Origin of the sequence: Streptomyces sp. NPDC050287, assembly GCF_044459385.1 — a bacterium.
Classification (GTDB): domain Bacteria; phylum Actinomycetota; class Actinomycetes; order Streptomycetales; family Streptomycetaceae; genus Streptomyces.
Map to the genome: position 1 here is coordinate 108602 of NZ_JBITIY010000005.1, position 19273 is coordinate 127874.

At 68.8% G+C, this 19273-nt stretch carries 15 protein-coding genes and 3 pseudogenes; 9 read left to right on the top strand and 9 right to left on the bottom strand.

Annotated elements, in window-relative coordinates:
- The first annotated feature begins 77 nt into the window (after positions 1-77).
- A complete protein-coding gene (locus ACIBK3_RS19120; protein WP_266586748.1) occupies positions 78-2225 on the top strand; it encodes an acyl-CoA dehydrogenase in 2148 nt (715 codons plus the stop codon).
- A 68-nt stretch (positions 2226-2293) separates the two neighbouring features.
- Here ACIBK3_RS19120 and ACIBK3_RS19125 read toward each other — a convergent pair whose 3' ends face one another.
- From ACIBK3_RS19125 to ACIBK3_RS19135, 3 genes are all read right to left on the bottom strand, one after another.
- Positions 2294-2707 (bottom strand): MaoC/PaaZ C-terminal domain-containing protein, encoded by a 414-nt coding sequence (locus ACIBK3_RS19125; protein WP_266586750.1) that lies wholly within the window; start codon positions 2705-2707, stop codon positions 2294-2296.
- Positions 2708-2722: 15 nt separating this feature from the next.
- The gene (locus ACIBK3_RS19130; RefSeq protein WP_266586752.1) at positions 2723-3268 is read right to left on the bottom strand and encodes a MaoC family dehydratase N-terminal domain-containing protein; all 546 of its coding nucleotides are present in this window, start codon (positions 3266-3268) and stop codon (positions 2723-2725) included.
- Positions 3269-3498: 230 nt separating this feature from the next.
- Complete coding sequence (locus tag ACIBK3_RS19135; protein ID WP_266586754.1) at positions 3499-3789, bottom strand: hypothetical protein; 291 nt, start codon at positions 3787-3789, stop codon at positions 3499-3501.
- 18 nt (positions 3790-3807) lie between these two features.
- On the opposite strand from ACIBK3_RS19135, the gene ACIBK3_RS19140 reads away from it, so the two are divergent.
- The gene (locus ACIBK3_RS19140; RefSeq protein WP_266586756.1) at positions 3808-4095 is read left to right on the top strand and encodes an alpha/beta fold hydrolase; all 288 of its coding nucleotides are present in this window, start codon (positions 3808-3810) and stop codon (positions 4093-4095) included.
- 17 nt (positions 4096-4112) lie between these two features.
- Here ACIBK3_RS19140 and ACIBK3_RS19145 read toward each other — a convergent pair.
- Positions 4113-4973: pseudogene (locus ACIBK3_RS19145) on the bottom strand (AAA family ATPase).
- Positions 4974-5143: 170 nt separating this feature from the next.
- On the opposite strand from ACIBK3_RS19145, the gene ACIBK3_RS19150 reads away from it, so the two are divergent.
- From ACIBK3_RS19150 to ACIBK3_RS19165, 4 genes and pseudogenes are all read left to right on the top strand, one after another.
- Positions 5144-6271, top strand: a complete 1128-nt coding sequence (locus tag ACIBK3_RS19150; RefSeq protein ID WP_266586758.1) for an acyl-CoA dehydrogenase family protein — start codon at positions 5144-5146, stop codon at positions 6269-6271.
- An 11-nt stretch (positions 6272-6282) separates the two neighbouring features.
- Positions 6283-7563, top strand: a complete 1281-nt coding sequence (locus ACIBK3_RS19155) for an acyl-CoA dehydrogenase family protein (RefSeq protein WP_266586760.1) — start codon at positions 6283-6285, stop codon at positions 7561-7563.
- Positions 7564-7703: 140 nt separating this feature from the next.
- Positions 7704-8210: a DoxX family protein gene (locus ACIBK3_RS19160; RefSeq protein ID WP_266586762.1), complete on the top strand. Its 507-nt coding sequence runs from the start codon at positions 7704-7706 to the stop codon at positions 8208-8210.
- A gap of 24 nt (positions 8211-8234) precedes the next feature.
- Positions 8235-8698, top strand: a pseudogene (locus ACIBK3_RS19165) (electron transfer flavoprotein subunit beta/FixA family protein); the annotation flags it as partial.
- Positions 8699-9167: 469 nt separating this feature from the next.
- Here the strand turns inward: ACIBK3_RS19165 and ACIBK3_RS19170 are convergent.
- The 3 genes and pseudogenes from ACIBK3_RS19170 to ACIBK3_RS19180 form a co-directional block, all read right to left on the bottom strand.
- A pseudogene (locus ACIBK3_RS19170) lies at positions 9168-10036 on the bottom strand (3-hydroxybutyryl-CoA dehydrogenase).
- A complete protein-coding gene (locus ACIBK3_RS19175) occupies positions 10036-11082 on the bottom strand; it encodes a Glu/Leu/Phe/Val dehydrogenase dimerization domain-containing protein (protein ID WP_266586766.1) in 1047 nt (348 codons plus the stop codon). Before ACIBK3_RS19175 ends, ACIBK3_RS19170 begins: the two are co-directional and overlap by 1 nt.
- A gap of 50 nt (positions 11083-11132) precedes the next feature.
- Positions 11133-14690, bottom strand: coding sequence for an indolepyruvate ferredoxin oxidoreductase family protein (locus tag ACIBK3_RS19180; RefSeq protein ID WP_399366910.1), 3558 nt, complete (start codon positions 14688-14690; stop codon positions 11133-11135).
- Between the two features lie 63 nt (positions 14691-14753).
- Here ACIBK3_RS19180 and ACIBK3_RS19185 point away from each other — a divergent pair, with 63 nt between their 5' ends.
- Complete coding sequence (locus ACIBK3_RS19185; RefSeq protein WP_266531586.1) at positions 14754-15917, top strand: CdaR family transcriptional regulator; 1164 nt, start codon at positions 14754-14756, stop codon at positions 15915-15917.
- Positions 15918-16383: 466 nt separating this feature from the next.
- Positions 16384-17163: an enoyl-CoA hydratase/isomerase family protein gene (locus ACIBK3_RS19190; RefSeq protein WP_266586769.1), complete on the top strand. Its 780-nt coding sequence runs from the start codon at positions 16384-16386 to the stop codon at positions 17161-17163.
- A 330-nt stretch (positions 17164-17493) separates the two neighbouring features.
- Here ACIBK3_RS19190 and ACIBK3_RS19195 read toward each other — a convergent pair whose 3' ends face one another.
- Both ACIBK3_RS19195 and ACIBK3_RS19200 read right to left on the bottom strand, forming a co-directional pair.
- On the bottom strand, positions 17494-17982 hold the full coding sequence (locus ACIBK3_RS19195) for an IS3 family transposase (protein WP_269646747.1): 489 nt from the start codon (positions 17980-17982) through the stop codon (positions 17494-17496).
- A 132-nt stretch (positions 17983-18114) separates the two neighbouring features.
- Complete coding sequence (locus tag ACIBK3_RS19200) at positions 18115-18306, bottom strand: hypothetical protein (protein ID WP_266586779.1); 192 nt, start codon at positions 18304-18306, stop codon at positions 18115-18117.
- A 344-nt stretch (positions 18307-18650) separates the two neighbouring features.
- Here ACIBK3_RS19200 and ACIBK3_RS19205 point away from each other — a divergent pair, with 344 nt between their 5' ends.
- Positions 18651-19259 (top strand): VOC family protein, encoded by a 609-nt coding sequence (locus tag ACIBK3_RS19205; protein WP_266586785.1) that lies wholly within the window; start codon positions 18651-18653, stop codon positions 19257-19259.
- Positions 19260-19273: the final 14 nt, after the last annotated feature.

Here is a 19273-nt window from a genome sequence, read left to right on the forward strand (position 1 = left end):
ATTCACTACTGTAAAGATTACGGTATAAGGAGCGGCCGACGGTGGGTCGGCCGGTCCCAGCATCGAGGAGTCGCCCGATGGGGCTTGCCATCACCGAGGAACACCAGGCGCTCGCGGCCGTCGTCCGCTCCTTCGCCGCCGATCAGCGGGTCAAGAGCGGCGCGCGTGCCGCGCTGGACGCGGACGCTCCCGCCGTACCCGAGACGTGGAAGCGGATCGGCGACCTGGGCTGGCTGAGCCTGCACCTGCCGGAGCAGGCGGGCGGCTCCGGCTTCGGCCTTCCGGAACTCGCCGTCGTCGTCGACGAACTGGGTCACGCGATCACGCCCGGCCCGCTCCTGGCCACCGCCACCGCCTCCGCGGTCCTGTCCGCGACCGGGGGTGACTCGCTGCACGAGTTCGTCACCCGGCTGGGCGACGGCTCGGCCGTCGCCGGACTCGGGCTCACGGCCGGACTGACCCGAGACGACGACGGCGCGTACAGCGGCGAGCTGACGGTGCTCGCCGGGCGATGGGCCGACGTGCTGCTCCTCGCGGCCGGCGACGACCTGCTGATGGCCCCCACCACCGACGCGGCGGTCGACGTGGTCCCGGTGAAGGGCCTGGATCCGTCGCTGGGGCTCGCCAAGGTCTCCGTCACCGGGCTGGTCCCGGCCGACGGCCATGTCCTCGCCGGCGCCCTCGGCCCGGCGGTCGCGATGTTCCGGACGCTGGCCGCCGCCGAGGCCGCCGGCGGGGCGCGGGGCTGCCTGGACCTCGCGCTGGAATACGCCCGGGTACGAGAGCAGTTCGGCCGGACCATCGGCAGCTTCCAGGCCGTCAAACACCACCTGGCCGACATGCTGGTCGCCGTCGAGCTGGCCACCGCGCTCGCCTGGGACGCGGCCCGAGGAGCGGCCGCCCCGGCCGAAGCGGAGCTGGCGGCCGCGGCGGCGGCCGGCCTGGCCCTGCGCAGCTACCAGGAGTGCGCGCACAAGGCCGTCCAGATCTTCGGCGGCATCGGCTTCACCTGGGAGCACGACGCCCACCTCCACCTCAGGCGCGCGGCGGCGCTCCGGGCCGTGGTGGCCGCCCTGGGCTCGGCCGAGGACGACGTCTACGACGCCACCCACGCCGGCGTACGGCGGCAGTTCGCGGTCGAACTGCCCGAGGAGGCCGACGCCTATCGTGCCGAGGCCCGCGCCTTCCTCGACCGGTACCGCGCCGCTCCGGAGGAAGAACGCCGGGCGCTGCTCGTGTCCTCGGGATACCTGGTGCCGCACTGGGCCGAGCCGTTCGGACGCGGGGCGGGCGCGATCGAGCAGCTCGTCCTGGAGGAGGAGCTGGCCGGGATCGAGATGCCCTCGCTGGGCATCGGCGGATGGGTGCTGCTGACGCTCACCCAGACCGCGGACCAGGAACAGATCGAGCGGTGGATCACCCCGAGCCTGCTCGGCGAACTGCGGTGGTGCCAGCTGTTCAGCGAACCGGACGCCGGCTCCGACGCGGCCGCCGTGCGAACCCGCGCCGAACGCGTCGAGGGCGGCTGGCGGGTGACCGGCCAGAAGGTGTGGACCAGCGGCGCGCAGGACTGCAACCGGGGCCTCGCGACGGTACGGACCGACCCAAAGGCGCCCAAGCACCGGGGTATCACGGCGATGGTCGTCGACCTCACCGCGCCCGGCGTCGAGATCCGGCCGCTGCGCGAGATCACCGGGGACGCGCTGTTCAACGAGGTCTTCTTCGACGACGTGTTCGTCCCCGACGCCGACATCGTCGGTGAGCCGGGCGGCGGCTGGAAGGTCGCCCGGGCGACTCTCGGCAACGAGCGGGTGACGATCGGCGGCGGGTCGCCCGAGCGCCTGTCGGCCTTCGAACTGACCGACCTCGCGCTGCGGCACGGCGCGCTCGATGCCGAAAGCCGGCGGGCGATCGCCCGGCTCATCGTCGAGGAGCAGGCGATGCGGGTGATCAACCTGCGGCAGGCGACGCGTGCCGTCACCGGGGCGGGGCCGGGCGCGGAAGGCAACGTGACCAAGCTGCTGTCGGCCGAGCACGCCCAGCGCGTGAGCGAGCTGGCGCTGCGGCTGTGCGGCACGGCCGCCGTCACCGGGGACGAACCGGAGATCGCCGTGGAGTACCTGTTCGACCGGTGCCTGACGATCGCCGGCGGCACCTCGGAGATCACCCGCAACGTCATCGCCGAACGCATACTCGGCCTGCCCCGCGACCCACTGGTGCGCTGACCGGGCCGGGAGCGTCACATGGCGGGCCCGTCCCCGGTCACCGGGGACGGGCCCGCCATGTGACGACGTCAGTCGAGCTCGACGACGGCCTTGCCGGGAGCGATCTGGTTGCCGTCCTGGTCCTCGGTCCACACGTCGAGGTCGACCAGGCGCACGCCGTCCTCGACGCGCACCGCGGTGACCCTGCCGCGTGCGCAGACGGTCATGCCGCGTGTGTTGACGGCCCGGAACTGGCAGCGCAGCGACACGATTCGGCCGGCGCCGCCGAGCCAGTCGCGCACCAGGTTGTGCAGGTAGGCCCACTGCAGATTGCCCATCCCGAAGGCCCCCGAGTAGCCGGCGGCCCGCCCGGCCTCCTCGTCCATGTGGATCGGGACGAACTCGTCGTTCACGGCCGCGTAACGGTTCCAGTGGGCGAAATCGGTCGTGCGGGTGAACTCCGGCAGACTGTCGCCGACGGCCGGACTGAGTATGGTGGTCATGATTCCTCGACGCGGTCAGTAGCGGATGAGAGTCGTACGGCTGCGCTTGACGAGCTTGCCGTCCTGGTTCGTCCAGGTGTCCTCGGTGACGGTGAACAGCATCAGACCGAGCCGGCCGGGGCGCTCGGCGTACGACATCAGCCGGTTCTCCGAGGTGATCACGTCACCCGGCCGCATCGGCACGCCGTAGTCGGCCTCCAGGCCCCCGTTCAGCTGGAACTCCAACGGCGGCGGAGTGATACCGAGCATGCGCTCGAGGGAGCCGGGATCGTTCTCCTTCCCGCCGGACGGAGCCGCGCTCTGCAGCGCCGCCAGCCAGGCGAAGGGGTTGAAGTCCTCCGGTGCGGTGATCCCGCCGTGGCGCGGCTTCGCGGCGGTCTCCGCCTCGATGAAGCGCTCGGGCGGGGCGTCGGCGTAGTAGACGGCCAGCGCCCAGCGGCGGATGTCCGACTCGGAGACGGGGAAGGAGACGCGGCGGGACAGGGTGCGGCCGACGGCCGCCAGCATCTCGCCGGAGATGTGACTCACCGCGGCCTGCGCTGGTTTCGTGGTGTCCGTCATGACTGCACTGCTCCTGTGGGGTTACGGTGCCTGTTCGGCAGGAAGGCCTTGCTGGCGGGGTACGCCGGCCGGAGCAGGCCCAGCACGTCATCTGCCATGCGGGTCACCTCTCTTCGGTCTGTGGTGTGGACGGCATGGGGTGGCTCAGGCGAGGCGCTCGACGAAGGCGCGCAGCTGCCGCAGGCTGCGGCACTCCACCACCTCGTCGCAGTACCCGGCGTACCGATCGATCACGGAGTCGCCGCTGTCCCAGGGGGCCCGTGGCTCGGGGTTGAGCCAGAACAGGTGCCCGCAGCGGCCGGCGATCCTGCCGAGCGCGTCGGAGCGCGGTAGTCGGAGCGGGTGTCGCCCAGGACCAGGACCGTGGTGCGGGCGCGCAGCTCACCGGCGTGATCCCGGCTGAAGGTCTCGATGGAGTTGCCGTAGTCCGAGCGGCCGTCCAGCCAGACGCCGAGCCCGAGCCGGTTGATCTCGCTCGCCACCTCCAGCACGTTCGCGGACCGCTCGATCAGGTCGGTCACCTCGTCGAGGCCGTCGGCGTGCCGCGCCTGATCCGCCGTCTCGTCGACGTGGCGGGCAACGACCGGGCCTCGGTCGCCGCGTTCGCCCGGTCGAGTCAGCCACGCGCCGGCACGGCCGATCTCGCGGCGATCACCACTCGCTGCCTGGTCGTGGAGGGTGGCGCCGACCGCGGCGGCCCGGCCGAGCAGGTCGCCGCAGCGCTACCACGCTGCTCGCGGGTCGTCCTGAAGGGTTTCGACCACTTCGCGATTCCGCGTGACATCGGATGCGTCGACTCCGTACTCCGCTTCCTCGACGGGGACTGACCCCGTGGGGCGGGGTGTCACTCGCCGAACTCCTTCAGGGCGAGAGCGATGTCGCTCTCGTTCTTGAGAAGTACCGGAAGGGTGTCGGCGAGCAGTTCGGTCGTGACGTCGTCGGCGCCGAGCAGGACGAGGGTGCGCGCCCAGTCCAGGGTCTTCGCCACGGACGGCTTCTTCCGCAGTTCCAGCGAGCGCAGCGACCGCACCAGTTGGCCGACCCTGCCGGCGAGGACCGCCTCGATGCCGGAGACCTGCGCCAGCACGATGTCCCGCTCGTGCTCCGCGGTCGGATAGCCGATGTGCAGGTAGAGACAGCGGTGCTTGAGCGCCTCGGAGAGCTCACGGCTGTTGTTCGAGGTGAGGAAGACCAGGGGAGTGGTACGCGCCCGCAGTGTCCCCAGCTCGGGGGGACACCTGATACTCCGACAGCACCTCCAGCAGCAGTGCCTCGGTCTCGATGTCGAGCCGGTCGACCTCGTCGACGAGGAGCACGACCGGTTCCTCGGAGCGGATCGCTTCCAGCAGCGGACGGGTGAGCAGGAAGTGCTCGTGGAACAACTCGCTCTCCACGCGTCCCCGCCCGCGGTCCCGGCCCGCGCGATGTGCAGGAGCTGCTTGCGGTAGTCCCACTCGTGCAGCGCCTTCGCCTCGTCGAGGCCCTCGTAGCACTGCAGCGGTATCAGCCGCGGCCCGCAGGACTCGGCGGCGCTCTTGGTCGGCTGCGTCGTGCCCGTGCCGGCCGGACCCTCGACGAGGACCGGCTTGCCGAGGCGTTCGGCCAGGTGTACGACACCCGCGATGCGCGGACTCGGGGCATGACCGGTGCCCCGCAGCCGGTCCGTGACCTGCTGGGAGGAGTCGAAATGCGGCGAGTCGGGCATCTGCGACGCTCCCGTGCTGGGTGACGTGCCGACCCGTCAGCCCTGCGCCCGGCCGCACATTGCTTTTACTGTATGCATTACCGTAATGGCGTGTAGAATGCCGGTCAAGGCAGCCCCGGCGCCATGGCCGTCGGCTTCGCAGTGCATCGTCGGGAGGGCAAGGTGCCGTCATGAGATTCGAACTGACCGCCGACCAGCGCTTGTTGCAGACGGCGACAGCGGACTACCTGGAGAAGTCCGCCCCGCTCGGTGTGATCCGCGCGTTGCACGACGAGGGCCGCACGTTCGACCGGGTCACCTGGCAGCGCGGGGCGGAACTGGGGTGGACGTCGCTCGTCGTGCCGGAGGAGACGGGCGGCGGCAGCGTATCCGGCGAGGGGGTCGTCGACGCGACGCTCATCGCCGAGCAGTTCGGACGCGGGTGCGCGCCCGGACCGCTCGCCGCGGTCAACGTCGTCGCCGCCGCCCTCGCCGAAGCGGCCGGAGCGGACCGGCACGCCGGACTCCTCGGCAGGCTGCTCGACGGCTCGACGGTCGCCGCCTGGGCCTGCTGTGCGCCGGGAGGGGGCTGGGACCCCGAAGCGGGCGCGATCGAGGCACGGCCCGACGGGGACGGGTACGTCCTCGACGGCACGCACGACGGCGTCGAGCACGGCGGCGACGCGGACGCGTTCCTCGTACTCGCCCGTACCCCCGAGGGCCTGAGCCAGTTCGTCGTCGAGCGCGACGCGGACGGCGTGTCCGTCCTCCCGCTGGAGAGCCTCGACATGGTGCGCGGCTTCGCACGCGTCGACTACACCGGCGTACGCGTCCCGGCCACCGCGCTCGTGGGAGCGGCCGGCGGTGCCGCGGCCGCCGTCGAGCGACAGTTCCAGCTCGCCGTCGTGCTGCAGTGCGCCGAACTCGTCGGTGTCGTCGAGCGCGTGCTGGAGTTCACCCGGCAGTGGATGTTCGACCGCTACTCCTTCGGCCGGCCGCTCGCCTCCTATCAGGAGCTCAAACACCGGATGGCGGACATGACGCTGTGGTCGGAGTCCGGCCAGGCGACGATGGCCGCCGCCGCCCGCGCGGTGCAGGAGCGCCGGGCCGACGCCGGTGAGCTGGTCAGCGTCGCGAAGTCCTACCTCGGCCAGCGGGCCACCGACATCATCCAGGACTGCGTCCAGTTGCACGGCGGCCTGGGAGTCACCTGGGAGCACGACATCCACATCTACCTGCGCCGGGCGACGGTGAACCGGCTCATGTGGGGCACGCCGTCCGCGCACCGCCGCCGTATCGCCGATCTGCTGAACGTCTGAGGAGATTCGAGATGACCGCGACGACGACGGCCGTGTCCGACGCCACCGGCATGGAGAGCGTCGACAGCTTCCGCCTGCGGGCCCGCGAGTGGATCCCGGCGAACCTGCGGCGCCTGGCCGACCTGCCCGCCGACGAACGTGCGCAAAGGAACGTGTCGAGCGACCAGAGCGCCTGGCAGCGGGCCCGTGTCCTGCAACGCACGCTGTACGAGGGTGGCTTCGCCGGAATCTGCTACCCCGAGGAGTACGGCGGTCTCGGCCTCACCCCCGCGCACCAGCGCGCCTTCAACGAGGAGGTCACCGACTACGAGATGCCGATGCTGCTGAATGTGCCGACGTTCACCATCTGCGGCCCGACCATCCTCGACATGGGCAGCGAGGAGCAGAGGCGTGAGCACCTGGCCGCCGCGATCCGCGGTGACGAGGTGCTCGTGCAGTTCCTGTCCGAACCGGGCGGCGGCTCCGACCTCGCCGGAGGGACGACCCGCGCCGAGCGCGACGGCGACGTGTTCGTCCTCAACGGCTCGAAGATCTGGAGCTCGGGCGCCTACGCCGCCGACTACGCGCTGTGCTTGGCCCGCACCGACTGGGACGCGCCCAAGCACCGGGGACTGACGATGTTCCTGATGAAGGTGCATCAGCCTGGTGTGCACATCGAACGCATCAAGCAGGTCAACGGCGGCGACGAGTTCTGCCAGGAGTTCTTCGACGACGTCGTCGTCCCGGCCTCCGCGGTGGTCGGCGAGGTGGGCGGCGGCTGGGCGGTCGCCTCGCGCCAGCTGTTCCACGAGCGCAACGCCGTCGGCGGCGGCTCACCGTACTTCAGCGGCGCGCGGGCCGAAGGGCGGCGCGGCACGGAGACCGATCCGCTCATCGACCTGGTCCGCCGAACCGGCCGGGCGGACGACCCCTACGCGCGGGAGCTGATCGCCGAGGCGCACGCCCTCGGCGTCATCCACGGGCATCTCGTCGACCGGGTCACCGCGGGCATGCGCACGCAGAAGATGCCTCCCGCCGCCGGCTCGCTCATCCGCCTCTTCCACGGCGAGAGCGCCACCCGCCAGGCAGAGATCGCACTCGAACTCGCCGGCCCGGCCGCCGCGATGTCCGCCCCCGACGGGCCCGACACCCGCGAGGTGGGCGTGTCCTTCCTGTTCCGCCAGGCCGAGCAGCTCGGCGGCGGCAGCACCGAGATGGCACGCAACATCATCAGCGAACGGATCCTCGGAATGCCCCGCGAGTACGCCGCCGACCGCGACGTCCCCTTCAACCAGGTCCGGCACGGGCGCTGAAGGCCGAACAACGCACCTGAGGTCCTCGGGAAGGACATAACGGAACATGACCACAGCAGAACCCTCCCTCGCCACCACCCTGTCGGCCGCGGACGTGGTCCGGCGCATCGTGCGGGCCCTGCCCTGCGAGGAGGAACGACATGGGTGAGGCGGGTGACGCCGCTCTGCTGCTGGTACGGCTCACTGTGGGCGCGGTGATGGCCGTACACGGCTGGAACCACTGGCGCGGCGGAGGCGGGATCGAGGGCACCGCGCGCTGGTTCGGCGGACTCGGGCTGCGCCGACCACGCCTGCAGGCGCACCTGAGCGTGCTCACCGAGATCGGCGCGGGCGTCCTGCTGGCCGCCGGGCTGTTCACCTCGCTCGCCGGCGCCGCCGTCATCTCGGTGATGCTGGTCGCGGGTCTGCTCGCGCACCGCCGCAACGGCTTCTTCGTCTTCAAGGACGGCTACGAGTACGTCCTGGTCCTCGCCGTGCTGTCGCTGGCACTCGCGGCCTGGGGGCCCGGCGAGTACGCGGTGGACACGGCCGCCGGCATCGAGCTGACCGGCTGGCCGGGCACCGGCGTCGCGCTCGGCGCCGCGGTCCTCGGGACGGGGACCCTGCTCGCGCTCTTCTATCGCCCGCAGGCGCCGAGCGCGTCCTGAACCGCCATGTGAGGAGAAACACGAGTGAGTCTGAGGATCGTTGTCACGGTGAAGTACGTGCCCGACGCCACGGCGACCGGCCCTTCGCCGATGACCTGACCGTCGACCGGGACGGCGTGGAGGGTCTGCTCTCCGAGCTGGACGAGTACGCGGTCGAGCAGGCGCTGCGGATCGCCGAAGGCCGGCGGCAGGAAGCAGCAGACGCCGAGGTCACCGTCCTGACCGTCGGCCCCGAGGACGCCAAGGACGCGTTGCGCAAGGCGCTGTCGATGGGCGCGGACAGGGCCGTCCACGTCGAGGACGACGGCCTGCACGGCACGGATGCGATCGGTACCTCGCTGGTGCTGGCGAAGGCGATCGAGAAGGCCGGCTTCGACCTGGTCGTCTCGGGCATGGCTTCCACCGACGGCACGATGGGTGTGGTGCCCGCGCTGCTGGCCGAGCGCCTGGGCGTCCCGCAGGTCACCCTGCTGTCCGAGGTCTTGGTCGCGGCCCAGGGCTGATGCGTTCTCAGCGGGCGAGATGAGCTGATCGCCTGCGTACGCGCCGCTGCGTGCGGTTCGCCCGGTTCGGTAACGAGAGACGCGACCCCTGATGATCAAGGGTGTCGAAGCCTTTGATCACGAACAGGGGTCGCGTTCGCGTGCCATCCTCCCTGATCGGTGTCCTGCAGCGCCACTGCGAGGACATCGACTCCGCCTGCCCGGGTCCGCAGCAGTTCACCTCTCTGGCCGAGGTTCTGGGGCGGATACCCGATCCCCGCCGGGTCCGGGGCCGCCGCCGGGTGCTCCTCGGACAAGGTGAACGATGTCAGTGAACTGTCCACGGCTCAGTCCGTCTCAACCGTGCTGAGGATCGCCGCACGCCACTCCTCTGGAGTCAGCGGCCCAATGGTGGGTTCGCGTCCCGCCGCGTCGGACTGTACGTCGCTCACATCGCAGGCGGTGTTCACACGCTTCATCGCGGACTCCCTTCGTAGCTGTAGAAGCCTCGTCCCGCCTTACGTCCGAGGAGGCCGGCGTCCACCATCCGCTGAAGCAGCGGCGGCGCCGCGTAAAGCGGCTCCTTGAACTCGTCGTAGAGCGAGTCGGCCACGGCCTTCGTCGTGTCCAACCCAATGAGGTCCGCGAGCGCCAGCGGGCCCTGTGGGTGCGCCGCCCCGAGGACGAGTCCTCGGTCGATGTCCTCGGGGCGGCGCGAAGCCCGACTCGCACATCCGGATGGCGGAGAGGATGAAGGGGGTCAACAGCGCGTTCACGACGAAGCCTGCGCGGTCCTGACAGTCGATCGCTTGCTTGCCGAGCTGGTCCTCGACGAAGGCTCGGGATCGCCGCACGGTGTCGGGCGCGGTGAGCAGTGAGGGGACGAGTTCGACGAGCGGCAGCACTGGGACCGGATTGAAGAAGTGGATGCCGACTACGTGCTCAGGCCGCTGAGTCGCGACGCCCAGTTTCATGATCGGTATCGACGATGTGTTCGACGCGAGGATTGCGTCAGGCGTCGAGACGATCCTGTCCGGCTTACCGAAAAGGACGGTCTCGGCCCGTTCGTCCTCTGTGATGGCCTCGACAACGAGATCACGATCCTCCAGGGCGCCGAGATCCGTGGCCACGGCAGATCCGATCCAGCACCTGGTGCGCCGTCTCGCCCTGGCCCAGCTTGCCCTTCGCCTCGGCACGTTGAAGCGAGGTATCGATGCGAGACCGCGCGGACGTCGCCGCTTGCGTGGTGGACTCGACGAGAATCACGTCGAGTCCGGCGCGAGCGCCCACCTCGGCGATGCCCGCGCCCATCAGGCCCCCTCCGACGACGCCGATCCGGCGCATTAGACGGCGCTCCGGCGAGAGCGGGCAGCAGCGAGACGTCGCTCAACCCTGACCTCGGCGGCATGGAGCGTGGTGGACCCGGCTGCGCCGGCGTCCTCCAGGATGTCGAGCACCGTTGCTCGGACTCCGAGCACGCGCTCCCGCGCCGAAGCAGGAATCTCCCCACGCAGCTCAGCCACCGCCTGGATCAGTCCACCCACGTTCGCGACGAAGTCAGGGACCCAGGTCACTCCGGCCCGGAGAAGGACCTCCGCCACGTCAGACGAGGCCAACTGGCTGTTCGCGCCTCCGCAGACGATCTCGGCCTCGATTCGCCTGGCGAGGTCGTGGTCGAGGGTGCCGCCCAGTCCGCAGGGTGCGTACACGTCCGTCCGCAGCTCACGGACGGACTCGACGATCGGCAGATCGGGAACAGCCGATGTCGCCTTGGCGCGGGCCAACTCGGACGGGTCCGCTGCCGTCACCTTGGCGCCCGCCTCGTGCAGCATCACGGCCAGCTGGAAGCCGACCTTTCCCAGCCCCTCGACGCCGACGTGTCGGCCACGGAGCTCGGGCGAACCCCACCGGTGCTCAGCCGCGGCGAGAATGCCCTGGAAGACCCCGAGCGCTGTGTTGCTGCCGCTGTCACCGGATCCACCGCGGCCGGTGTTGCGGAAGGCGACGTGGCGGGTGGCGCGGCCGATGATGTCCATGTCGTCGGAGTCGGTGCCGACGTCGCCCGCGGTGGAGTAGCTGCCTCCGAGGCGGTCGACGAACCTGCCGAACGCCTCGAGCAACTTCGGGGTCTTGTCGCGACTGGGGTCGCCGATTATGACGGCCTTGGCCCCGCCCGTGTCGAGCCCGGCAGCGGCCGCCTTGTAGGTCATCCCACGCGATAGCCGGAGGACGTCGGCCAGCGCACTCGCTTCGTCGTCGTACGGCAGGAAGCGACAGCCCCCGACCGCAGGCCCCAACGCGAGCGAGTGGATGGCGATGATCGCCCTCAGCCCCGACTCCGGGTCGTTGCAGTAGATGACCTGCTCGTGAGGGCTGTCGGCATCGCTCATGGCCTCGAGCACGGACGAGTTCGCATCGTGGCTGGTGAGATCTCGCGCGGTCACGAGGCCAGCCCCTGCCGCTCGGCTCGGAGTGCGCGGAGCTCGAACTCGTAGGCCTCGGCGTTCTTGACCTTGACGTCCTCATAACCCCGCACCGTGTCCGGCAGGGCCGCGATCCGGGTCGAGATCTCGTAGGTGGTCGGCGAGAGCGACGTGGTCAACTCCTGCACCACTGCCGCGTATTCGCTCACCAGCCTCCTCTCAAGTCGTCGTACAGCGGTGTGACCGAAAGGGTCGAACCAGTGGCCCCGGACGAACTTGAGTGTCGCGAGCAGCCGCATCACTGGGTGGAACCAGGGACCGAGCTGGATCTTCTTGCCCAAGCCGAGGGCGCGCAGGGTCGGAGGGTGCAGGTTGAACCGGAGTTTCCCAGGCCCAGCCTCGGCATGAACGGCGGCCAGCGCGTCCGGCGCCGTCAGGAGCCGCGCGACTTCGTACTCGTCCTTGTAGGCGGCGAGCTTGTAGAAGTTGCGCGCGACCTGCTCGCTGAAGGCCGTGGCGACTCCCACCGCCCGTTCGGCGCTCCACGCCCGCGCGACGACGCCGACGTACGAGCGGGCTAGGGCAGTGCCCTGGTAGGACTCGAGCCGGGTCGCCCGGTCTGTGGTGATCCGAAGGGTCTCGCCCTCGATCCCCGACGCCTCGAGAGCTTCCTGGGTCCGGGACGAGGGGTCTTTCTTCGCGGTCTCCGCACGAGTCGGCAGCGACCCAGGATCAGCGACGATCGCACGTCCCCACCGGAACGCGGCGATGTTGGTGTCCACAGCCACGCCATTGAGGGTGATGGCGGCCTCGATGGCCTGGGCCGGGATCGGCAGGCTGCCTGCCTGGTACGCGGCCCCGACCAGCAACAGGTTCGCTGTCTGGATCGAACCGAAGAGCCCCTCGGCCAGGGCCAGCGCGTCGAAGTCGACGACCCGCTTCGAGCCGCCGCGGAGGCGTTCGAGCAGCAGATCGGTGTCTGGGTAGGTGATGGACGCGTCGGCGACCATGTCACCTGTAGGCGTCGCACTGGTGGAGGCGATCACCATGGTCTTCTCGGTTCCGGTGCGCGCTGCGTTCTTCGCGTCGGCCGCCACGAGCAGGTCGAAGGCCAGATAGAGGTCGGCCGCCTGCTCGCTGACGCGGTTCGCGGGGGCGTCGGCGTCCACCACCAGACGGAGGTGCGACACGACCGGTCCGGCCTTCTGGCTCAAGCCGGTCTGGTCCAAGCCCCTGACCTCGTAGCCCGCGCTCATCGCCGCTGTGGCGATCACCTGGCTGACGGTAACGATCCCGGTCCCACCGATCCCAGCCATGAAAACGTTCGAGTCAGTCAACTCGACGTCCAGGTCCGGCACCTTCGGCGCCGTAGGAACTGTCCGCTTCGATCGCCTCTTGGTGGGGGTCGGCGCATCCGTCACGGTGACGAAGCTCGGACAGTCTCCGCGCAGGCAGCTGTAGTCGGAGTTGCAGCTGGTCTGTTCAATGCTGGTCTTGCGGCCGAGCTCGGTCTCGACGGGCTGCACGGAGAGACAGTTGCTCTTGACCCCGCAGTCCCCGCACCCCTCACAGACCTCAGGGTTGATCACGACGCGGGTCGGACGCGGCTCGAGTTTGCCTCGCTTTCGCATCCGGCGGGCGTTTGCGGCGCACTGCTGGTCGTAGACCAGGACCGTTACGCCCTCGACGTCCCGGAGGAGGCGCTGCGCCTCGTCGAGTCGCTCACGCGGCCACACGACCGAGCCGCGAGGCATGCGGATCCTCCGGTAGCGCTCCGGCTCGTCGGCACACACGACAATTCGGGTTACCCCTTCGGCGAGGAGTTTCCGGGAGAGCGCCGGCACTGGTAGTGCTGCCTGCGGGTCCTGGGCGCCGGTCATGGCGACGGCTGAGTTGTACAGAACCTTGTACGTGATGTTGACGCCGGCGGCGATGGCCGCCTGTACAGCGAGCTGGCCCGAGTGGAAGAAGGTACCGTCCCCGACATTCTGGAAGATGTGACGGTGCGAGCTCCATGCCGCTTGACCGATCCACTGGGCGCCCTCGCCACCCATCTGGGTCCATCCCGTGATTGCCGAGTCCTGTCGTGAGGACACCGACGCGAGGGTGTGGCAGCCGATTCCGCCTCCTGCCACGGAGCCGTCAGGGACCACGGTCGAGGTGTTGTGCGGACAGCCCGAGCAGAAATAGGGAGTGCGCTGCACGCTGAGAAGGTCGAGGGTGACACGACGCGCCGGCCTCGAGGTGAACTGGACCCTGTCGCCGACGAAGCGACGCACAGGTCCGTACAGCCGCTCGGCGACGAGCTCTCCGTCGGCAGGAACCAGCACAGCTCCCGACTCGTCCCGCTTCCCGACAATCGCCGGGCGGTCAGGGTGCGCGTACAGGAGATCCTTGATCTGCCGCTCGATCACCGGACTCTTTTCCTCGACCACCAGGATCTTCTCGAGGCCGTCGGCGAATGCCGCGACCCGCTCTCGGGCGAGTGGGTACGGTGCGGCAACGTCCATCAGGCGGATTCCCCCGCGGGACAGCGCCTCATGGTCGACACCAAGGTCACGGAAGGCCTGCACGGCGGCGTCGATTGCCGTCCCACTGCCCATGATGCCGAGGACTGCGGGGGCGGTTGCGGGCCGCACGGTGTCCAGGTCGTTGGCCGCCAGGAACGACTCGGCCGCAGCCCAACGTGGCCCGACGAGGTCCGATTCAACCCGAAGACTCTCGGATGGGGTGCGCACCGGTCGCTGGGCGTAAGTCCAAGGACGTCCCTCCCATTCGACAAGCGGTCGCTCGAACTCCAGTGACTGGAAGTCCCGTGCAACGGTCCACATGCCATCTGCGACGTCGCTCAACACCTTGACTCCGACCCAGCATCCTGAGAACCGTGACAGCTCGACAGCCGCGAGCGTGTGCAGGATGACCTCCTCGGCGTTGCGGGGGGTGAAGAACGGCATGTTCAACGCCGCCAGGGTCGCGTCGCTGGCGTACGGGAGCGTGGAAGACTTCGACGACGGGTCGTCACCCACGAAGGCCACCACCCCGCCGCCGGGGTCAGTTCCGTACATATTGGCGTGACGGATGGCGTCAGAGGCGCGGTCAAGGCCTGGCCCCTTCCCGTACCAGACACCCACGACCCCATCGACCGTCCTCTTGTCGTCGGGGAGCGGCAGCTGCGTACCCCAGACCGACGTCGCCGCCAGTTCCTCGTTGACCCCGGGGGTGAGGTGGATGCGGTGGTTCTCACGCAGGCGCGGGATGGACTCGAGCAGACTGTCGAGGCCGCCTAGCGGGGAGCCCTGGTACCCGGAGACGAAGACTGCGACATCTCGACCGCGAGCCGCGTCGCGCGCGCGGAGCTCGATCAGGGCTCGCGCGATCGCCTGCACGCCGGTCAGTAGTGAGCGTCCGCCCCCGACCTCGTAGCGGTCTTCGAGTCGGTACGCCGCCGGGTCCGGCGCGGCGCGATCGTGCATGGCGACCGTCATGTCAGTTCCTGACTGCTCAGGCTCCGGCGCTGCCCGACAAGCAGCGCGGGAGACAGCGGCAAACCTGCCGCACTTCGGGATCTCACCCATATTGTCGAGAACGCCACTCGGCGGAAGCTACGGCAGAACCCACGAAGCCCGTATTGTTTCGGCATGCAGGTTGGTGAGATTCCCCATTTTGACTCCGGTTCCCGGGCGGAGGTGCAGGCGCTGTGCTCCCGAGTGCGGGACGACCTGGACGCGGTGGTCTCCAAGGCGGTTAGACGGATCCGACACGAGCTGCCCGAATACCTTGTTGTCGCGGAAAACGAGCACTGGGAGGCTGTTCACGAGCAGCTCCGCCGTCGCCTCGAGGCGGTGCGGTACGACCGACCACCTGAAACTGCGGACCTTGAGTCCGCCGCACGGCTAGCGAGGGCTCGCGCGCGGCAGCACGTACAGATCTCAAGCCTGATCGACGCCTATCACATCGGTGACAGCGAGGTCTGGAATGCTCTCGTGCGCGCTTCCGACGAAGCGAGCGCCCCCGAGCTGCCACGGCTCGCCAGCCGGATGATGGATTCGCTGCACGTGCTCTCGTCAGCACTCACAGCGGCCCACTCCGAGGTGACGCAGAGCCTCCAAGGGCACAGAATCACCCTGATCCACCGCCTCGTCGAGAGGCTCACCAATGGTGTGGTCGACGACGAAGTCCGCGCCATCGCGGAGACGCTGCGCATGCCGGCCACCGCGAGCTGGCAGGTGCTCGTGTGGGCGCCGCCACGATCTAACGCCGAGGTGTCCTTCGAGCTGCAACGCAGCATCACCGGACTCGGTGCCCAGATCATCTGTGCCGCGCGAGGAGCTCACCTCGTCGTACTCGCCGACGAATCATCGTCGACCGCTGTTCGCGCCTACGCGGAAAGTCATCGGGAGGGCCGGTGGGGCATCGGGATGCTCCGCCAGGGACTGGACGGCGCCGCCGCGAGTCTTGAAGACGCACGGCTGGCGTTGGACGCTGCCACCGCGCCGCGGCGGGTCAGTGACTTCTCGGACAACTGGGTTCTCGCGTGTGTCGCGGCGCACCGCGACCGCCTCGTGCCCCTCGTGGCCGACCTCGTCGCGGTCGCTCGCGAGCACCCCCACCTCGCCGATGCCGTCATCGCTCACTGGGAGAACTCGCTCTCTTTGGCGGCCACGGCGAAGGCGCTCAACATGCACGCGAACACGCTCACTTACCGCTTGGGCCGGTGGCGGGACCTGACGGGACTCGACCCCCGATCGGCACCGACACTTCTCCAGTCGTGGATCGCTGCTCAGGAGGCCCGCCGACCATAAGGTCAGCCACGGCTACGGCGCGAGTGCCGAACCAGTTCGTCGCGTCGGTATGCGGGCGCGCCCAATCCCGAAAAATCTCGTGGGTCGACTCTCCTGCGTTGAGCCCGCGAAGGACGCGCGCTCGGTGTATCGCCTGATGCGAGCAGCAGCGAGCGTGTGCTCAGCCGCTGCGGCCTCGCTGATGACGAGGGCCCGTTCGGTCAGGCCGGGAGAAAACTGTGCGCCCACGAGGGAGTTCTGGGGTGGCGACAGCCCTTCCCGATAGTTGTACCGTAAGACTTACGGCATACTCGTTGGGAGACCTGGAGGAGGAGCAGACGATTCCTGAGGACGCCAAACTGCGATGCGTCCGGCGCTCGTCGCAGCGCCGGCCAGGGACGATCGAGCTCGATCCTCCCCGTCCGTGCACGTGTGAAGTACCTGAGACCCCAGTGGTGCAGGGCACCCGTACGAAGGAGCACAGGCAGTGGTGGATGACAGCTCATTGTCGGACGTCGAGGTTTCGGAGTCCGAAAGAATCATTAATGTGACGTTCTGTCGTGACGCCAAGCTGAACGCCATCACGCCGGCGATGTTCGATGCGCTCGACGCTGCCGTCATTCAGCTCGAACAGCGCGCAGACCTCAGAGTCCTGGTCATCCGCGGCCGCGGCCGGTACTTCACCGCCGGTATCGACATCTTGACGGTCGGCGCGACGGTGGATCCAGGCGGCGACGCCTCGCGGAGCGGATACGACTTTCGGCGCAGGTACCGGGCAGACGCTCGGCACGACCTGTTCGACCGGCTGGAGATGGTCGAGAAGCCGGTGATCCTGGCTGCCAACGGGCCCTGCATGGGCATCGGCGTCGAAATGGCGGTGTCGTGTGACTTCCGGCTGGCGTCGGAGGCAGCCAGTTTCCGTCTGCCGGAAGTAGCAAAGCTGGCGATGATTCCAGGCTCCGGCGGGATAAGCCGGCTGACGCGGTTGCTCGGAACCCACTGGGCCAAGTGGCTGGTCATGACGGACGCCTTGGTGGATGCCTCCGCTGCGACGGACATCGGACTGGTGCATGCCGTGTACCCGTCCGAGACCTTCGACCGCGATGTTGACGAGTTCGCACGCAAGCTGGCTGCGTTGCCGGCCGAGGCGCTCGGTCTGGCCAAGCTTGCGATCGACGCGGCGTCCGAGGTGGATCGGCGAACGGCCCGGGACATCGATCGTCTCGCGCAGACGATGCTGATCCAGTCCGAGTCCTTGCGGCCGTGAAGTTTCCCCGCGACCCTGGACACCCTTCTTCTACGCTGCGAGCGTCTGGTCGTTCCGGAACCGCTGACGTGTCTCGTGGGGTGTGAGGTACCCGAAGACAGCGTGTATGCGTAGGCGGCGCCGGTTGTAGAAGGGCTCGATGAACGCGAACACCTCGGCACGGGCGGTCGCTCGGTCGGGCCAGATCTGCGTGCGATCTCTTCCTTGAGTACGGCCCAGAAGCTCTCCGCTGCGGCGTTATCGAAACAGGAACCTGTTTGTCCGGTGCTCTGGCGAAGCCCCAACGCGCGTATTTCCATGCGGAATTGAGCCGAGGTGTACTCACCAGGTTCAACCAGTCGTAGCAACACTCCTGATTAGAGAGGTGTGTTGTGGGACGACCAGCGGGTTGGATGACGGAGCTGACGGGTCGGTCGCCGATGAAGTCGCCGGGGCGGCCCTCGACTCGGCGCGGTGGTGGTCGGCTATCGCGTAGCCGATGACCTCGCGGGTGGCCAGGTCCAGCCAGCCCTCCTGGGTGGGCAGGTACGTGATGTCCCCGCCCAGGAGGGTGCCGGGCCGGGCGGCGGTGAAGTCACGGCCGATCAGATCCGGCCGTGCCTGCTTGTCGGGACGGGTCAGCGAACGGCGTCTTCTACGCGTGACGCCGACGATGCCGCGTTCGCGCACGACCCGCTCCACCCGCTTGCGGTTGACCGTCCGGCCCAGTCGCCGCAGCTCGGCGTGCACGCGCGGAACACCGTAGGCACCCTTCGAGGCCACGCGGGGGCGCCGCGAGGAGCGGCCGTTCCCGGAGTGGGCCAACCTCGTTCCCGGCATGATATGGATCTACGACTTCATGCACTTCGGGGCGAGCAAACGCTGCGCGGTCGCAGTTATCAGCGTGGTGTCCAGCAAGTGGCTCGCGACCGTGGTCTCCGCGCAGGAGTCCTCCACACAGGCCGAGGTCGTTCACCCCGCGCCCTCGTCGCCGAGGGCAAGGAGCACCTGCTCGACGAGGCGCTGCTTGACGAACTCGCGCACGGCGTCGTGTCGGACAACGACGAACGGGTACCGGTGATACTCGCGGTCTCGGACAACGGCCCGCAGATCGCCTCCACAGCCACCGCCCTGTTCATGGCCGGCGCCCGCATCGCCCAGCACTTCGGACGCCCCGGCACCCCGAACGACCAGTGGTTGGGTATTGAGAACCCCAACTGGTGCTTTTTCTCAGACGCACCTTGGTCGCGTGATCCGGGTCGTCGCCGGGTGAGGCGTGGAGGGCGCGATGGTCCGCCGGACCTCGCTGTCCGGATGCTCACTCGGGATTCCTTGGTTCTCGCCGCTTTCGCTGCTGGTGGTCAGGCCGCCCCAGACCGGCAGCTGGCTCACGACCTGCTGCAGGTGGCAACCGGATCGCTCAAGCCTCGGGCAAGTGACATCCTTGTGACACGTCCAGGGTGTGAGTGTGGAGTCGCAAGGACATTCTCCGGAGAAAGGGCCATGTGATGCCCGACACTAGCCTTCAACACCCGGGCCAGCCCGACATGCTCAGCCACCAGGCGTACGTGACCCACGACGTCGAGGCGACGGTGGAGTTCTACGAGAAGATCATGGGAATGCCGTTGGTCGACAGCGTGATCGGCGACAAGGTGCCCAGCACCGGCGATGACTTCCCCTACTTCCACATCTTCTTCCGCCAAGGCGACGGCTCGACGATCGCCTTCTTCGAGGCGCCGGGCTTGCCCAAGGCCAACCCCAAGGGCCACCCCGCGTACGACATCTTCGACCATCTGGCGCTGCAGGTCGACAGCAAGGAGCGCGTCGAAGCCTGGAAGGAGTGGCTGAACGCCAACGGCATCTCCACGGTCGGACCGATCGACCACGGGATCGTCTACAGCGTCTACTTCCGTGACCCGGTCAACGACCTGCGCCTGGAGATCACCACGCCCCTCGACCCCAAGTGGAACGACAACGCTGCCGTGGCCCAGCGGGAGCTGAAGGCCTGGATCGAGGTCAAGCACAAGGCGGCGGAGCGGAACGAGGACGTCGCCGAGGCGGTGATGAAGTTCATTCAGGTCTACCGGAACGAATCGCACGGCAACACCCCGGCCTGAGATCCGCCGAATGA

What these genes read in the sequence shown, in the direction of transcription:
- ACIBK3_RS19155 (WP_266586760.1), top strand. Translation starts at nt 6,283, where the DNA reads ATGACCGCGACGACGACGGCCGTGTCCGACGCCACCGGCATGGAGAGC.
- ACIBK3_RS19185 (WP_266531586.1), top strand. Translation starts at nt 14,754, where the DNA reads ATGCAGGTTGGTGAGATTCCCCATTTTGACTCCGGTTCCCGGGCGGAG.
- ACIBK3_RS19130 (WP_266586752.1), bottom strand. Translation starts at nt 3,268, where the DNA reads ATGACGGACACCACGAAACCAGCGCAGGCCGCGGTGAGTCACATCTCC.
- ACIBK3_RS19125 (WP_266586750.1), bottom strand. Translation starts at nt 2,707, where the DNA reads ATGACCACCATACTCAGTCCGGCCGTCGGCGACAGTCTGCCGGAGTTC.
- ACIBK3_RS19180 (WP_399366910.1), bottom strand. Translation starts at nt 14,690, where the DNA reads ATGGGTGAGATCCCGAAGTGCGGCAGGTTTGCCGCTGTCTCCCGCGCT.
- ACIBK3_RS19160 (WP_266586762.1), top strand. Translation starts at nt 7,704, where the DNA reads ATGGGTGAGGCGGGTGACGCCGCTCTGCTGCTGGTACGGCTCACTGTG.
- ACIBK3_RS19150 (WP_266586758.1), top strand. Translation starts at nt 5,144, where the DNA reads ATGAGATTCGAACTGACCGCCGACCAGCGCTTGTTGCAGACGGCGACA.
- ACIBK3_RS19195 (WP_269646747.1), bottom strand. Translation starts at nt 17,982, where the DNA reads ATGCCGGGAACGAGGTTGGCCCACTCCGGGAACGGCCGCTCCTCGCGG.
- ACIBK3_RS19120 (WP_266586748.1), top strand. Translation starts at nt 78, where the DNA reads ATGGGGCTTGCCATCACCGAGGAACACCAGGCGCTCGCGGCCGTCGTC.
- ACIBK3_RS19205 (WP_266586785.1), top strand. Translation starts at nt 18,651, where the DNA reads ATGCCCGACACTAGCCTTCAACACCCGGGCCAGCCCGACATGCTCAGC.
- ACIBK3_RS19175 (WP_266586766.1), bottom strand. Translation starts at nt 11,082, where the DNA reads ATGAGCGATGCCGACAGCCCTCACGAGCAGGTCATCTACTGCAACGAC.